A 15635-nucleotide genomic window follows, 5' to 3' on the forward strand; every position below is an offset into this window, starting at 1 on the left:
GCATTTTTTCTCGTACCTATGATGGGCGCGACAAGCCGACTATTCAGCCGCAACCTTGCGTTGGGCCAGCATCTGCTTGAGGTAATACCCAGTATAGCTTCCCTCTACCTCTGCCACCTGCTCTGGCGTACCAGTGGCGACCACCTGACCGCCACCGTCCCCACCTTCGGGCCCAATGTCGATGATGTAATCGGCGGTCTTGATCACATCGAGGTTGTGTTCAATGACGACCACCGAATTCCCCTGATCCACCAGCTCATGCAGCACCTCAAGCAGCTTACGTACGTCCTCGAAGTGCAGACCTGTGGTGGGTTCATCCAGAATATACAGCGTCCGGCCCGTAGAGCGTTTGCTGAGCTCTTTTGACAGTTTGACGCGCTGCGCTTCGCCGCCTGACAGCGTGGTCGCCTGCTGGCCCACCTTGATGTACCCAAGGCCCACGCGCATCAGGGCATCCATCTTCTCGCGGATGCTTGGCACCGCCTGAAAGAAACCCTGCGCATCTTCGACGGTCATATCCAGCACGTCGGCAATGGATTTGCCCTTGAACTTCACCTCAAGCGTTTCGCGGTTATAACGCTGCCCCTTACAGGTTTCACATTCGACATAGACGTCCGGCAAAAAGTGCATCTCGATCTTGATAACACCGTCGCCCTGACAAGCCTCGCAGCGCCCGCCCTTGACATTAAAGCTGAAACGACCCGGCTTGTACCCGCGCGCCTTGGATTCGGGCAGACCGGCGAACCAATCGCGGATCGGGGTGAAGGCACCGGTATAGGTCGCAGGGTTCGACCGCGGCGTACGGCCAATCGCACGCTGGTCGATGTCGATCACCTTATCCAGATGCTCTAGGCCTTTGATGGTTTCGCAGGGCGCGGGCGTCTGGCGGGCACCGTTCAGGTTCATTGACGCGGTCTTGAACAGCGTCTCGATGGTCAGCGTCGATTTACCGCCGCCCGACACGCCCGTCACACAGACGAACTTGCCCAACGGATAGTCCACCGTCACGTTCTGAAGGTTATTCCCCGTGGCCTTGACCACGCGGATTTTCTTTTTGTTCCCTTTACGCCGTTTGGCAGGCACCGCAATTTGCCGCTTGCCGGTAAGATACTGACCCGTAAGTGAATTCGGGTCATTCGCCACCTCTTCGGCTGTCCCATGGCTAACGACCCGCCCGCCATGCACCCCGGCACCCGGACCGATATCAAAGACATAATCCGCCTCGCGGATCGCTTCTTCGTCATGTTCGACAACAATCACTGTGTTGCCTTGATCGCGCAAGTTTTTCAGCGTTTGCAACAGACGATCGTTGTCGCGCTGATGCAGGCCGATGGACGGTTCGTCGAGCACATAAAGCACCCCTGTGAGCCCCGACCCGATCTGCGAGGCAAGACGTATACGTTGGCTTTCCCCGCCGCTCAGTGTCCCGCTTGACCGCGCAAGGGTCAGATATTCCAGCCCTACGTTGTTCAAAAATCCTAGCCGCTCGCGGATTTCCTTGAGGATCGCACGCGCAATTTCGTTCTTTTGCACGGTCAAATAATCGGGCACGTTGGTGCACCAATCGAAAGCCTCGCGGATCGACATTTGCACGACCTGGCCCGCATGGAGCAGCGTCTCGGGCTTTCCCTCGGACGGTCCTATCTTGACCGCCAGCGCTTCGGGTCGCAAACGGTATCCACTGCAGGTGCCACAGGGACGGTTGTTCTGGTAGCGTTCAAACTCTTCGCGGATCCAGTTGCTGTCGGTCTCGCGGTAGCGGCGCTCCATGTTGGGGATCACCCCTTCAAACACACGGCTCACCTCGTAAACGCGGCCGCCTTCGTCATAGCGGAACTTGATCTCTTCCTTGCCGGAACCGCGCAGGAAAACCTGCTGGACGTTTTCAGGCAGGTCTTTCCACCGCGTATTTTCACTAAATTTATAGTGTCTCGCGATAGCTTCGATAGTTTGCAGGAAATACGGGGACTTACCCTTGCGCCACGGGGCCAGCGCGCCGTCATACACCTTGAGGTTTTGATCTGGAACGACAAGGCGTTCATCAAAAAACAACTCTTTGCCCAGACCATCACAAGACGGACAGGCACCAAAGGGGGCGTTGAATGAAAACAATCGCGGCTCGATCTCGGGGATCGTAAAGCCGCTGACGGGACAGGCGAATTTTTCGCTAAATGTATGGCGCTCGAGCTCGCCCTCGGCTGGGGCGGTTTCCAGCACAGCAATGCCATCCGCCAGATCAAGCGCGGTACGCAGGGAGTCTGCCAACCGTGTCTCTAGCCCCTCGCGCACGACAATACGGTCGACAACAACGTCGATGTCATGACGGAATTTCTTATCCAGCGTGGGCGGTTCGTCCAACTCGTAAAATTCACCGTTCACCTTAACGCGCTGGAAACCCTGTTTGCGCAGATCAAGGAACTCCTTGCGGTACTCGCCTTTACGGTCACGAATAATCGGGGCCAGCAGGAAGGCCCGCGTACCCTCTGGCATGGTCATGATCCGGTCGACCATATCCTGCACCTGCTGCGCCTCGATCGGCTTGCCGGTCGCGGGGGAATAAGGCGTGCCAACGCGCGCAAAAAGCAAACGCATATAGTCATAGATTTCAGTCACCGTCCCCACGGTCGACCGCGGGTTCTTCGACGTTGTCTTTTGTTCGATCGAAATCGCGGGAGACAGGCCGCTGATATGATCCACATCAGGTTTCTGCATCATATCAAGGAACTGGCGGGCATAGGCGCTCAGCGACTCGACATAGCGCCGCTGGCCTTCCGCATAAATCGTATCGAAGGCCAAGCTCGATTTACCTGACCCTGAAAGGCCAGTGATCACGACCAATTTATCGCGCGGAATATCCACATCGATGTTTTTAAGATTGTGCTCGCGCGCGCCGCGCACTTCGATGTTCTTTAGCTCAGCCATATCGGACCCCCGTTAACGCTTAGTACATAGGTGCGTGATACGGATTCTCCAACGGAAAAATAGGAACACAAGAGGAACACCTGTATCCCAGTCCATTTTCATGCGTCCTATTAACGCCAAACGCCCGATAACATTGAAGATGTCACCGGGCGTTGCAAAAAGAGACTACCACATATGCGCTAGCGTCACCTACATATGAATAACGCGCCCATACGCGTCTAGCACGGATTCATGCATCATCTCTGAAAGGGTCGGATGAGGGAAGACCGTGTTCATCAAATCTTCTTCGGTGGTTTCCAACTGACGCCCCACAACATAGCCCTGGATCAGTTCGGTCACTTCCGCACCGACCATATGCGCCCCTAGCAACTCTCCGGTTTTGGCGTCAAAGACGGTTTTGATCATGCCTTCCGGTTCGCCTAGGGCAATCGCTTTGCCGTTGCCGATAAAAGGAAAACGTCCGACCTTAACATCAAAGCCAAGCTCCTTGGCTTTCGCTTCTGTATAGCCGACCGACGCAACTTGCGGATGACAATAGGTACATCCAGCGATGGATTCTGGCTTGACCGGATGCGGGTGCTGACCGGCGATGAGCTCTGCGACCATCACACCCTCGTGAGACGCCTTATGCGCCAGCCAAGGGGCGCCTGCGATATCGCCAATGGCGTACAGCCCGTCGACACCGGTGCGACAATATTCATCCGTCACAACATGTGTGCGGTCGATCTTTACACCCAGATCTTCGAGCCCCAAATCTTCAACGTTTCCAACGATACCTACAGCGGAAATCACTGTATCGAAATCGTGCTTGGTCACTTTGCCGCCCGTTTCAATATGCGCTGTCACCTTGTCGTCGGCACGGTCCAGCTTTTTGACAACAGATTTCTGCATGATTTTCATGCCCTGCTTTTCAAACTGCTTTTTCGCGAATTTGCTGATCTCTTCGTCCTCTACAGGCAGAATGCGGTCCATCACTTCGACCACGGTCGTGTCTGCGCCCAAAGTGTTGTAGAAACTCGCGAATTCGATGCCAATCGCGCCAGAGCCGATCACAAGCAGCTTTTTCGGCATGTGAGGCGGCTGGAGTGCGTCTTTATACATCCATACACGTTTACCGTCCGCCTCCAGTCCGGGGAGGTTCCGCGCCCGTGCCCCCGTCGCAAGAACGATATTCTTGGCGATCAGCGTCTCTTCGCCCTCCTTCGCCTTAACAGTGACTTTGCCTTTGCCAGCCAGACTCGCACTGCCCATGAACACCGCGACTTTGTTCTTTTTCATCAAATGGCCGATACCGCCCGACAGCTGCCCCGCGACCTTGCGCGACCGCTTGACCACCGCATCCAGATCATAGCCGATATTATCCGCCTTAAGCCCAAACTCGCTGGCACGCTGCATCAGATGGAACACCTCGGATGAACGCAAAAGCGCTTTGGTCGGGATACAGCCCCAATTAAGACAAATGCCGCCTAGATGCTCCCGCTCGACAATCGCGACGGAGAGCCCAAGCTGGGCACCACGGATGGCCGCAACATAGCCCCCAGGGCCCGCACCGATCACAATCAAATCAAAGGATTTAGCAGCCATTATGCAACCTCGCAGCACGTATTGAAATTTAGTTTAGTGGTAAACTATCTTGCGATTGGCGGCAACTCGCAGAATTGGTCAGCCTTTGTAAACGCAGCATTCACGCCATAGAGCGCAAAGTGTGCGCATACCCGCCTGCGTCCAGATAAGCGGACTCGGCCGGGGTCGATCGCCGCCCTAAGGCCTCATTGCGATAGGGAAACCTGCCGAATTTTCGGATCACCTGTCGATGGGCCTGTGCATGCAGCAATGTGTCGCCAGCATCCGGCATCCGCTCACAGATCAAGCGAACACAGTGATCTTGATCAGTCAAACTTTCCGAATGCATGAACGGAAGGTAGAAGAACTGCCGTGCTGGCGCGTCAATCAGTTGGTCCCATTCCTTACGAACAGCCGTTTGCGCTGCTCTTAGGGCACGCACATCAGTCGAAAACGCGCGTTCGCTCCCTCTAAACATATTGCGGGGAAACTGGTCCGCCAGAATGAGGTAGGCCAAGGTCCCTTCCGCACCGGTCAACCAGCTGTCCAATTGCCCTGTCCCGATGAGCCCCCATGTATCTAAGAACTGCGCGCGAATTGTGTCGTCCAATTCATCTCGGACGGCGTACCAGCCTTCCGGTCCGACCTGGTCAATCCAGAACTCTCGGACCTCTTTTGCCGTTTTCATACTTTAGCACCCTTTCATTTATTTCTGCGATGATCATTTCGGTCTGTTCTACGTACAAACTATAGCGACCTCGCAGAACGTCTAGGGCACCTCGGCGTCAGCAGCCTGTTCGCTCTCGATGGCATATTCTTGCGCAAGCTCCACCGCGACGGTCGTCGCAGCGGGATAAATGGGAATGTAGTTGCCCGTTTCATCTGTAGGAATCGCCGGTCGCACGGTCGCACGATAGGATGCATACACGGACAAGGCGAAAAACAAGACCGCCGTAAAGAGATAGAACCCCCCCGGTCCAAGCGCAGTACCCATCATCCAACCGGTAATCACAGGCCCCAAGATCGCCCCCAGCCCGTTAATAAAGATCATCCCGCCAGACGCCGCGGCCATATCCTCTGGTTCAAGAAAATCATTCGTATGCGCAATAAGAAGGGAATACAGTGGGTTAGACATGCCACCAACAACAAAGGCTGTCAGTAAAAGAATCGTAAAGTTATGCCCCAGCAGCATCCCGACGATGGATCCGATACCGCCGATCACCGATGTAATCACAATCAGGAGGCGACGATCCATGCGATCAGACATCCATCCGATTGGATATTGCAGAATGACCGACCCAACAAAAAACGTCGCTACAAAAATCGAAATCTGCGCGACCGTCAGCCCCGCCTCAGCGCCGTAAACAGATGCCATGCCGAACTGCGCCGAGAAGACCCCGCCCAATAGGAACATCCCAACGCAGCCAAGCGGCGAAAACCCGGCCAGTTCACGCAGGCTCATCGGTTTGGTCGTATCAAACGCAGGCGTGGGGCTGATCGACAGCAAAATCGGCGTAACAGCGACGCTTACCAGAACGGACGGAATCACAAAAAGCACAAAGCCCGACGGGTCCGCCGTGAGCAGCAATGCCTGGGCGATTACGATGCCAAACGTCTGCACGATCATATACAAAGACAACGCCTGACCGCGATTTTCGTTGGTCGCGGCGTTATTTAGCCAACTTTCCGCCGTGACGTAGACGGCAGAGAAACAAAATCCGATCAGTACGCGCCCGGCTGACCAGACCAAGACGTTCGGGAACGTCGGATATAGAATCATGACGGCAGAAATCATTGACGCGAGCGCGGCAAAAACGCGTACGTGACCAACCCGACGGATCATGCCCGGTGCCATACGCGAGCCCCCCAGAAAGCCCACGAAATAAGCCGACATTACGATCGACATTTCAAACGTCGAAAATGCTTCGATCCCGCCTCGAATACCCAAAAGCGTGCCCTGCATGCCGTTGCCCACCATCAGCAAACACATGCCCAACAAAAGCGCCCATGCGCTGGTCAGTACCTGAAGCATCTTACGAATCCTTTAACACCACGTGATCCCTCCCTGACGACGATCACGGTAGGTGTCACCCCCCTCAACGACGTTCAGGTGCTTATTTACGTCTTAGGGAACAGCAAGGACGCATCGCCATAGGAGAAAAACCGATAATTCGATTCAATCGCATGCTTGTAAATGTTTTGTACAGTTGTCTGCCCCATTAAGGCCGACACGAGCATCATAAGAGTTGATTTGGGAAGATGGAAATTTGTCATCAAAGCGTCAGCCACGTTAAATTCAAACCCCGGGGTGATGAAAATATCTGTATCACCTTCCCACGGTTGGATAATTCCCGATCGCGCCGCGGTCTCGACCAGCCGCAACGCGGTTGTGCCGACGGGTATGACCCGCCCACCAGCGGCTTTGGTCTCGACAATCTCGGCAGCCGCTTGCGCGCTCACCTGCCCCCATTCGCTATGCATCTTGTGGTCGGCAATATCGTCGACTTTAACCGGGAGAAAGGTACCCGCCCCCACGTGCAGCGTGACATGGCTGAAACTGACCCCCATGGCGGCCAGCTGATCAAGCAACGGTTGATCAAAGTGAAGCGAGGCCGTTGGTGCCGCGACGGCCCCGGCATTCTTGGCGAACACGGTTTGATAATCCGTCAAATCCTGAGCGTCGGCAGGTCTTTTGCCCGCGATATAAGGCGGCAATGGCATCGCGCCCGCGCTATTGAGCGCCGCATCGAAATCTGGGCCAGAACAGTTAAAACGCAACACGCCCTGTCCGTTCTCTATCCCCTCCAGTCGCGCAGAAAGATCGCTGCTAAAGACAACCGTTTCAGAAAGTTTCAGCTTTTTCAGAGGTTTGATCAATGCTGTCCAGTCGGAATCGCCACGCGGCTCCAACAAGGTCACTTCAATACGGGCCTGCACGCGCCCTTGGGCGCTGTCGCGGCTGCGATACCCGGTCAATCGCGCGGGAATCACACGGGTGTCGTTCAGCACAAGCCGATCGCCGGGGCGCAGCCAATCCGCGATCTGAAATACGGTGCTGTCTACAATGATATCGCCTTGCGCAACCAACATTTTGGCCGCAGTCCGTGGAACCGCGGGCCGCGTGGCGATCAGGCGTTCAGGCAGGTCGAAGTCAAAGTCACTGAGTTTCATCCTCGCCGGTTAGCGCCCCTCAAAGCGTTCAGCAACAGGTTTTTGCGCAGCGGGTGCGACAGGTGCAGCTTGCAGGCCCCCTGGCTGACTTGGCGTCGTCCTCGGCGCAGTCCGAAAAATATCGCGAAGCGCCCCCGGCAGGAAACCCGACAAGGGATTAACAGAGACAGACGGCGACTGTACCGTCCCCCCGATTGTATAGTTAAAGCCCAGCAGGCCCTCTCCCTTGCGGGTCAAAAAGCTCGCAATTCCATTCAGCAGATAGACCGGCGAGATCACCCCCTGCAATGCCATTTGCCCGGTATCAGTGGCAAAAATCCCGTCCATGGAAATGCCAAGCGACGCGCCCGTCGCGCTGGCTTGCGTCAAATTCACCCGATTGGAGGAGAGGCGGAAATCAGCCTCGACCGTATCAAAATAGATCCCATCGCCGTTCAATTCGTTGATCAATCCCACGACAGATACAGCGTTTACAAGGGCAGCAATGGTTGGTGCATCTTTAATCCGCACGTCTTTTATCTCTGCATGCCCATCAAAGGCACCATCCGAACCAACCGGCACCAGCGTCAGCGACAATGCGCCGCCATGTACCTGTTTCGCTATATTAGCGGAGCGCAAAACCCCGCCCGCATCGGTTGCGGTCAACTGAACTGCACTACGGCCATTCTTGGGCACAACGCGCCCCGAGACCGCAGTACCACCATTCAATGCTGCAATAAATTGCCCATCCAAGCCACGAGCGACGTCAAATTCACCCTTCATATCGGTAAGCGCGATCTTGTCCGTCACCTGCAGGCGGTCCAACGCCACCCGCATGGGGGGGCTGGCGACACCGCTGGGCTTGGTCTTGCCGAAGCTCGCCCTCCGCAGATCGAGGCTTCCGCCTTTCACCATGACCTGAACGGGTCGCCCGGCACCCTGCCCTATCAAATCGACGGGCACGTCCAACCAATTACCAACAGACAATCTGTGCAAGCGCAACCGATCCAGCCCACCACTTGGTTTGAGCGTCACATCACCATGCGCAGACAGACCCGGTGCGTTGATTTTCAACGTATCGATGTCGGGAATCGGCCCGAGCCGTCCCGATATTTCAAGCTTGCCAGTTTGCGATTGGGACTTGGTCCAGCCGATCTGCGGCACCGAAAGACGCAGGCCGCTCAGGTCGGAGGAGACAGAAAATTTGGGCGTCTTGCCTTTGACCAAGTCCATCGCGAACCAAGCCCGACCTTCGCCCCTCACGGTATCAGGGGGCAGTGCGATGTTGAAGCTTTCCAGCGTCTGTGCGTTCAGCGCGATATCCGCCCTTACAGTGCTGGCAGCCCCCGGTTTGCCAAAAGGTTGGGCCCATTCCCCGTCAAAGCGCACCCCGTCCAGCTGCCCTTGCCCCCTGATATCAAGGCCCCTGTTGGACACATTCAAGGTCAGCACGTCTGCACGCAGCGACCGACCTTTGACTAAGCGATCGCTTTTAAAGTCGGCCAGCGTCCCGCTAATGTCAAAGATCGTGAGCTTCGGGTCAGACCCTTTTTTCATCGGAAACGACAGGGTCCCGGACACGTCAGCCACGGCATGAACGATATCGACGGGCAGGTTCGCCTTGTCCATTGCGTGCAGCGGCGGCCGGTTCAGCAGCGACAGGATAGAGGTGATTTTAGCCTCCGCCTGAAGTCTGACAATGCCGGGGGGGCCATCCTTGACGGTGACATCGGGCATAATGAACGACGTTCCGTTAACCGATACTGGCGTCGCGTCAGGCGGCGTGATGGTGCCGTTGTCCACACTCACCACAAAGCGGTTTGCCGACAGGCTCGCATGACCGCTGCCCGACGTAACGTTTGGCATCGTACGCAAAAAGCGTACCTCTGCACCCTGAAAATCAAAGTCGAGATAGGTTTGGGGCGTCTCACCCGGCTTCAGGCGAAAGGCAAGATCGACGTCGCTTAGCGCGCCGGCATAGACGTTCTCGGCAACCCATTTGCGCGTCTTTGGCTTGACGTTCTCCGGCCAAAGCTCCAGCAGGCGATCGGGTTTCAACGCGTTCAATCCTGCATCCAACGCCACCTGCCACCCTTGCGTACCGGCGCGCAAATCTCCCGACAGGTTCAGGGTCGTATCCCCGTCGATGATATCCATGCGTCCGACAGACATGTGAAACGGATTGAAAGTTATTTTGGCATCGACGTCAGCACCCTCAATCGACACAGGGGTAACGTAGAGATCCGCAGGATCAGCGACCAGATCCCGCAAGCGGACTTGCGCCACCAACTGTCCCAGCTTCCCGCTTGCGTCGATGCCCAACGTTGCGTCACCTTCGATCCGTCCCGACACCCACTTACTTTCGACAGACAGTTCATCAAAACGCAGCAGGCGTTGGTCAGGATCGTAACTGAAATAGCTACGTGCACCGTCAAAGGGAATAGGCGTCGCGCTTTCGCTCGGCTGCACGACCCCCGCGCCAATTTGCAACGCGGCATTCAGCGGCTCGAAGGTTCCATCTTCATCAAGGCTGCTGCGCACCGCACCCGAGATGGGTGCGCGCAATATATTCAGCCAAGCGAAAGCGGGACTTTGGATCGCGATGTCGGCGGCGCTCACCCCGTCGAAATTCACACCAAACTGCGACGCGGTATCGCCAAGCTTGCTGGTGTAATTGGCCGAAAGCGTCGCCACATCGGCACCACCGCCCAAAACTGCAAGCTCCGCCGTGATGTCCAAACGCGTCCCGTCCCGATCCAGCAACATGCGCCCGCCATCCACGGTCCACATCCTTTCAGACTGCAGATCGGTGTAGCGCAGCGTCAGTGCGCGCAGCTCGATCGACCGCAGCCGGCGCATTGCCTTGGCCTCGAACACCGCATCCAGTTGGCCAATCAGCTGAGGCATGGTCGCCGCGCGCCGCTCGGCTGGCGCATCCCCCTTGCTCGCGCTCAACGCGACCCGGCCGTCAAGGTCACGCCGCAGGTTTGCGACCACACCGAACATTGAAATGTCCCGGGGCTGCAGCTCGCCGGCCAAAAGCCCCTGAACGGAAAAACTGGCCTGCACTTCACGAAACGCGGCAAAGCTGACGCCGTCCGGATTGGAGATATTTACATCCCTAAGCCTGATGCGCGGGCGCCAGCCTTTGTCGACGATCAGAACCATCTCGCCGAATCCGACCCGCGCCCGTGGCATATCTTGGGCAAAGCGCTCCTCGATACGGGTCTCCAGCCACTCTGGCACCACAATGGGGCTACGGATCAGATAGATAGCGGTGCCGGCGATGGCCGCGACGATCAGCGTAATAACAAGCAGCGACCATTTGGTCGCCTGCCAAAGTCGTCTCCGCTTGGGGTGGCGGGGGGCTGCGCTGGTGTTTGGCATGAGCGTCCGGATTTTGGGGCGTCTTGGGGTTTAAGTTTCGCCAAGCCCGACTAGTATGACAGCGCAGACAAAAGCTTCCAATACATAAGAAAGTAACCAATGCCAGAGATTTCCCAACCAGCACCAGACTTTAAGCTTCCTGTTACAGGCGGCGGCGAAATTTCGCTCTCCGATCTGCGGGGCAAGGCTGTGGTTTTGTATTTTTATCCGCGCGACGACACACCGGGCTGCACCAAGGAAGCGATCGGCTTTTCGGAATATCTGCAAGCGTTTGAGGATGCGGGTGCCGTTGTTTTGGGCGTTTCGCGCGATACGATGGCAAAGCACGTCCATTTTGCAGCCAAACACGGGCTGACCGTTCCGTTGCTGGCGGATATCGACGGTGCCGTGACCGAAGCCTATGGCGTCTGGGTCGAGAAAAACATGTATGGCAAAAAATCCATGGGGATCGAACGCGCGACCTATCTGATTGATGCAAATGGAAATATCGCTCGCATCTGGCGCAAGGTGAAAGTCGCCGGCCACGTAGAAGAGGTACTGGACGCGGTGCGCGCGCTATGATTGCGCTGGCCCAAATGGCAGAGAATGTGCTGCGTACCGCCGATGGCCGCGAGAAAACCGCGCTGTCGCATCAATATGCTGCCGAATGGCGTGCCGCGCGCGCTGCCGGAGAACCGCCGGAGATTGGCACATCAAACCCGCCTCTGCGTCCCGCCCGCCCCGAAAGGCCCGAGCTTTTATCGCCCCGCGATGTGCCCCATCGCAAGCCCGGCTCGCCCGAGGGCCGGATAGCTTTGCTTCATGCCGTGGCGCACATAGAGCTGAACGCGGTCGATCTGCATTGGGACATCATTGCGCGATTTACCGACATCAAAATGCCGATGGGATTCTATGATGACTGGGTCAGCGCCGCGGATGATGAATCCAAACATTTCAACCTGATGTGCGATTGTCTTGAAGCATTGGGCAGCCACTATGGAGCCCTGCCTGCCCATGCTGGAATGTGGCGCGCGGCCGAGGATACGATGGATGACTTCATGGGTCGCCTTGCCGTTGTGCCCATGGTCCTAGAGGCGCGCGGGCTGGATGTGACCCCCAATATGATCCAGGTGTTCAAAAGTGCGAAGGCCAAGAAGGCCGTTGAAGCGCTTGAGACGATCTATGCTGAAGAGGTTGCGCATGTGGCTTATGGATCAAAGTGGTTCCATTTCCTCTGCGGTCGCCATGAACTGGACCCAAAAGAAGCATTTCACGGCTTGGTTCGTAAATATTTTCATGGTGCGCTCAAGCCGCCCTTTAACGAAGAAAAGCGTGCCGAGGCGGGAATTCCGCCAGATTTCTATTGGCCCCTGACCGAGAATCTTTGATTGACGCCGTGCGCTAAACCTTTGTTTCGGCAATTTATCGCCAAATTTAACGTTAAAGTTTCATTAACCGCCGGTCAAAAAGCCTGAAGGGTTGCCCGAGGGGCACCCGATGGCTAAGCACTACCGGTGACTATCGGCGCGCGGCGGGGGCCCGGTGTGCTGTGACTGGGACGAAACAAGGATACCACGCGTGCGAACAAGGTTGGCAATCAAATTTAATGCGACGCTCGAAAGCTTCTTTCCGGAACGCCGCGTCTTTCTGAAATCCGACGCCGACACACGTTTTATCCGGTTGCGCCCCGTTACCCAGCTTTTCGTGTTTTCCGCAGCCTCACTCTTTGTGGCCTGGTCCATCGTGGCGACCGCGGTGATTTTGATGGACAGCATCGGGTCGGGCAACTTCCGCGAGCAAGCAAAGCGTGACCAGCGTACCTATCAGGCGCGGCTCAGCGATCTTTCGGCACAGCGTAACGGCCGCGCAGAGGAGGCCGTGGCGGCGCAGGAACGGTTCAATGCCGCGCTCAAACAGATTTCGGTCATGCAATCAGAACTGCTTCAATCCGAAACCCGCCGCCGCGAGCTGGAAACCGGCATCGAAGTGATTCAGAGCACCCTGCGTGACACTATGAAAGACCGCGAAGCCGCACGCAGTCAGGTGGCCGAACTGGAAGGGGCCGCTGCCGGCGAAGGTAAGACGACCACAAAGGCCAGTGTATCTTCAGCCCCAATTTCGCTGCTCGCAGAGGCACTTGAGCGCACGGCCGCGCAACGGGATCAGGTGGTCATCGACGCGCAGGACGCCTTGATTCAGGCCGACGAGCTGACCCAAAAACTGGCTTTGATGCGCGATCAGAACGACGCGATTTTCCGCCAACTCGAAGAAGCAATGACTGTCTCTGTTGCCCCACTCGACAAGATGTTCCGCAGCGCGGGCATGCCCACCGACCGGATGCTGGCGACGGTGCGACGCGGTTATTCCGGTCAAGGCGGCCCGTTGATGCCCCTCAGCTTCTCCACACGGGGGGAGGCTCCCTCTCCTGATACGCTGCGTGCCAACCGGCTGCTAAGCCAGATGGACAAGCTGAATATGTACCGCATTGCCGCGCAAAAGGCGCCTTTTGCGAGCCCGCTCAAGTCGTCGTTCCGGTTCAGCAGCCCCTATGGCTATCGCCGGGACCCAAAGACGGGCGGGCGCAGAATGCACAGCGGAACCGACTTTGCCGCGGGTATGGGCACGCCCATTTACGCAACAGCCGAGGGCGTCGTCACCCACGCCGGCTGGAGCTCGGGATATGGGCGGTTGGTTAAAATTCAACATGAATTCGGGGTCGAGACACGTTACGCGCACCAATCCAAATTGCGCGTAAAAGTCGGCCAAAGGGTATCGCGCGGACAGCGGATAGGTGATATGGGAACATCAGGACGGTCTACTGGCGTCCACCTGCATTACGAAGTCCGTGTCGGTGGCAATGCTGTAAATCCAATGATCTTTATCAAGGCTGCAAACGATGTTTTCTAAAAGCAAAATCAATGATCCCGCTCATAAGTCCGACGCAGACACGTCCAGCACTGCTGCACCGTCACACTCTGCACCGGCTGCCCCAAAGCAAAGCGAATTCAAGGCGAGCGCGCCCAAGGCAAAACCACCTGCCTCCGTGCTTTCCTCTGATCTGCACATCACCGGCAACCTAAAGACGACCGGCGACATCCAAGTCGAAGGCACCGTGGAAGGCGATATTCGCGCCCACCTGCTGACCATCGGCGAAACAGCGACCATCAAAGGCGAAGTGATTGCCGATGACGTTGTCATCAACGGCCGTATCGTGGGCCGCGTGCGTGGCCTGAAAGTGCGCCTGACATCGACCGCCCGCGTCGAAGGTGACATCATCCACAAAACAATCGCGATCGAATCTGGCGCCCATTTCGAAGGCTCGGTTCAGCGTCAGGACGACCCGCTAACCCCCGGCGCGAAATCCGCACCAGCTCAAAAGCCAAACCCCGCCTCCTGATCGGACAAAGGGTGATGAATTAAAAAGGGCGTCGCATTATTGCGACGCCCTTTTCGTTTTGAACTCAAAGCCTTTGACTGCCTCAGCACGAAGCGGTCAAAGCGGGGCAAAGGCGCAAACGCCCCTGCCCGACGCCATGATTATTCGGTGACTTTGACCTCGACCATACGGTCAGGTGTGCCGCTCACGGCTCCGTTGCCGCCGGTTCCGCGCTTGATCGCGTCCAGCACGTCCAGCCCTTCGGTCACTTTGCCCACAACGGTATATTGCCCGTTCAGGAAGTGCCCTTGGTCAAACATGATGAAAAATTGCGAGTTCGCAGAGTCAGGGCTTTGGCTGCGCGCCATGCCAACAACGCCACGGTCAAACGCGATGTCCGAGAATTCGGCAGGCAGGTCTGGCAGATCTGATCCGCCCATACCCGCACGGCCTGTGTCGCCGCCAGCCTTGCCGAATTCAACATCACCAGTCTGCGCCATGAACCCGTCGATCACGCGGTGGAACACCACGCCATCATAGGCACCCGATGTGGCCAGCTCTTTCAAGCGGGCCACATGCGCGGGGGCGACGTCTTCGGCCAGATCGATCTTGATCGTGCCTTGTGCCTCACCGTCGACGGTGATTGCCAGCCCATCGGCAAAGGCAGTCCCAGCCATCAAGGCCGAGGCGACGCCTGCTGCGACCAGATTACGCATCTGCAGCAACCTTGACGCTGATCATGCGGTCAGGGTTCGCGGCGGGTTCACCACGTGTGATCGCATCGACATGTTCCATCCCGGAAATGACCTGACCGTAAACGGTGTATTGACCGTTCAGGAAGTCGTTGTCCTTGAAGTTGATGAAAAACTGGCTGTTGGCGCTGTCCGGACTCGCGGACCGTGCGGCACCAATGCTGCCACGGGCGTGCGGCACTTTCGAGAACTCTGCCGGCAGGTTCGGCAAGTCGGACCCGCCCGTCCCTGCTGCGCGCAGGTTAAAATTCTCTTCCATGTTGCCGTTTGCCACGTCGCCGGTCTGCGCCATGAACCCTTCGATCACTCGGTGAAAGGCCACGTTGTCGTATTTACCAGCACGGGCCAGTTCTTTCATACGCTCGACATGCTTGGGGGCAATGTCGGGCAAAAGCTGAATGGTGACAGTCCCGCCCTTAAGCTCCATGAGGATCGTGTTTTCGGGGTCTTTGATCTCGGCCATGCCGGTCTCCTTTTAGAATTTCGTTGGCAATTACCTAGGGCGT

At 56.8% G+C, this 15635-nt stretch carries 12 protein-coding genes; 4 read left to right on the forward strand and 8 right to left on the reverse strand.

Going from position 1 to position 15635, the window contains the following annotated elements:
• Positions 1-39: 39 nt before the first annotated feature.
• From uvrA to E5180_RS05825, 6 genes are all read right to left on the reverse strand, one after another.
• A complete protein-coding gene (gene uvrA / locus E5180_RS05800; RefSeq protein ID WP_138923557.1) occupies positions 40-2922 on the reverse strand; it encodes an excinuclease ABC subunit UvrA in 2883 nt (960 codons plus the stop codon).
• 189 nt (positions 2923-3111) lie between these two features.
• The gene (gene lpdA / locus E5180_RS05805) at positions 3112-4506 is read right to left on the reverse strand and encodes a dihydrolipoyl dehydrogenase (protein WP_138923558.1); all 1395 of its coding nucleotides are present in this window, start codon (positions 4504-4506) and stop codon (positions 3112-3114) included.
• Positions 4507-4606: 100 nt separating this feature from the next.
• A complete protein-coding gene (locus tag E5180_RS05810) occupies positions 4607-5173 on the reverse strand; it encodes a DUF924 family protein (RefSeq protein WP_138923559.1) in 567 nt (188 codons plus the stop codon).
• Positions 5174-5254: 81 nt separating this feature from the next.
• Entirely contained in the window at positions 5255-6517 is a 1263-nt protein-coding gene (locus E5180_RS05815) for an MFS transporter (protein ID WP_138923560.1), read from the reverse strand.
• A gap of 86 nt (positions 6518-6603) precedes the next feature.
• Positions 6604-7656 carry a tRNA preQ1(34) S-adenosylmethionine ribosyltransferase-isomerase QueA gene (gene queA / locus E5180_RS05820; RefSeq protein WP_138923561.1) on the reverse strand — a complete coding sequence of 351 codons (1053 nt, stop codon included), beginning with the start codon at positions 7654-7656 and terminating at the stop codon, positions 6604-6606.
• Between the two features lie 9 nt (positions 7657-7665).
• Positions 7666-11022 carry a YhdP family protein gene (locus tag E5180_RS05825; RefSeq protein WP_138923562.1) on the reverse strand — a complete coding sequence of 1119 codons (3357 nt, stop codon included), beginning with the start codon at positions 11020-11022 and terminating at the stop codon, positions 7666-7668.
• Positions 11023-11121: 99 nt separating this feature from the next.
• Here E5180_RS05825 and E5180_RS05830 point away from each other — a divergent pair, with 99 nt between their 5' ends.
• The 4 genes from E5180_RS05830 to E5180_RS05845 all read left to right on the forward strand — a co-directional run bounded on the left by E5180_RS05830 (position 11122) and on the right by E5180_RS05845 (position 14398).
• On the forward strand, positions 11122-11583 hold the full coding sequence (locus E5180_RS05830; RefSeq protein WP_138923563.1) for a peroxiredoxin: 462 nt from the start codon (positions 11122-11124) through the stop codon (positions 11581-11583).
• On the forward strand, positions 11580-12389 hold the full coding sequence (locus tag E5180_RS05835) for a ferritin-like domain-containing protein (protein ID WP_138923564.1): 810 nt from the start codon (positions 11580-11582) through the stop codon (positions 12387-12389). The genes E5180_RS05830 and E5180_RS05835 overlap by 4 nt, the downstream gene beginning before the upstream one ends.
• Before the next feature lie 190 nt (positions 12390-12579).
• The gene (locus E5180_RS05840; RefSeq protein WP_138923565.1) at positions 12580-13908 is read left to right on the forward strand and encodes a M23 family metallopeptidase; all 1329 of its coding nucleotides are present in this window, start codon (positions 12580-12582) and stop codon (positions 13906-13908) included.
• Positions 13898-14398 carry a bactofilin family protein gene (locus tag E5180_RS05845; RefSeq protein WP_138923566.1) on the forward strand — a complete coding sequence of 167 codons (501 nt, stop codon included), beginning with the start codon at positions 13898-13900 and terminating at the stop codon, positions 14396-14398. Before E5180_RS05840 ends, E5180_RS05845 begins: the two co-directional genes overlap by 11 nt.
• Before the next feature lie 140 nt (positions 14399-14538).
• Here E5180_RS05845 and E5180_RS05850 read toward each other — a convergent pair whose 3' ends face one another.
• Both E5180_RS05850 and E5180_RS05855 read right to left on the reverse strand, forming a co-directional pair.
• Positions 14539-15093 (reverse strand): peptidylprolyl isomerase, encoded by a 555-nt coding sequence (locus tag E5180_RS05850; RefSeq protein ID WP_138923567.1) that lies wholly within the window; start codon positions 15091-15093, stop codon positions 14539-14541.
• Positions 15086-15592, reverse strand: a complete 507-nt coding sequence (locus E5180_RS05855; protein ID WP_138923568.1) for a peptidylprolyl isomerase — start codon at positions 15590-15592, stop codon at positions 15086-15088. Before E5180_RS05855 ends, E5180_RS05850 begins: the two co-directional genes overlap by 8 nt.
• Positions 15593-15635: the final 43 nt, after the last annotated feature.

It is taken from the genome of Sulfitobacter sp. BSw21498 (assembly GCF_006064855.1).
Taxonomy (GTDB): Bacteria; Pseudomonadota; Alphaproteobacteria; order Rhodobacterales; family Rhodobacteraceae; genus Sulfitobacter.

Bases quoted from the DNA above. Each gene is read 5' to 3' on its own strand.
- E5180_RS05825 (WP_138923562.1), bottom strand. From the start codon at position 11,022: ATGCCAAACACCAGCGCAGCCCCCCGCCACCCCAAGCGGAGACGACTT.
- E5180_RS05810 (WP_138923559.1), bottom strand. From the start codon at position 5,173: ATGAAAACGGCAAAAGAGGTCCGAGAGTTCTGGATTGACCAGGTCGGA.
- E5180_RS05850 (WP_138923567.1), bottom strand. From the start codon at position 15,093: ATGCGTAATCTGGTCGCAGCAGGCGTCGCCTCGGCCTTGATGGCTGGG.
- E5180_RS05835 (WP_138923564.1), top strand. From the start codon at position 11,580: ATGATTGCGCTGGCCCAAATGGCAGAGAATGTGCTGCGTACCGCCGAT.
- queA (WP_138923561.1), bottom strand. From the start codon at position 7,656: ATGAAACTCAGTGACTTTGACTTCGACCTGCCTGAACGCCTGATCGCC.
- E5180_RS05830 (WP_138923563.1), top strand. From the start codon at position 11,122: ATGCCAGAGATTTCCCAACCAGCACCAGACTTTAAGCTTCCTGTTACA.
- lpdA (WP_138923558.1), bottom strand. From the start codon at position 4,506: ATGGCTGCTAAATCCTTTGATTTGATTGTGATCGGTGCGGGCCCTGGG.
- E5180_RS05855 (WP_138923568.1), bottom strand. From the start codon at position 15,592: ATGGCCGAGATCAAAGACCCCGAAAACACGATCCTCATGGAGCTTAAG.
- E5180_RS05845 (WP_138923566.1), top strand. From the start codon at position 13,898: ATGTTTTCTAAAAGCAAAATCAATGATCCCGCTCATAAGTCCGACGCA.
- uvrA (WP_138923557.1), bottom strand. From the start codon at position 2,922: ATGGCTGAGCTAAAGAACATCGAAGTGCGCGGCGCGCGCGAGCACAAT.
- E5180_RS05815 (WP_138923560.1), bottom strand. From the start codon at position 6,517: ATGCTTCAGGTACTGACCAGCGCATGGGCGCTTTTGTTGGGCATGTGT.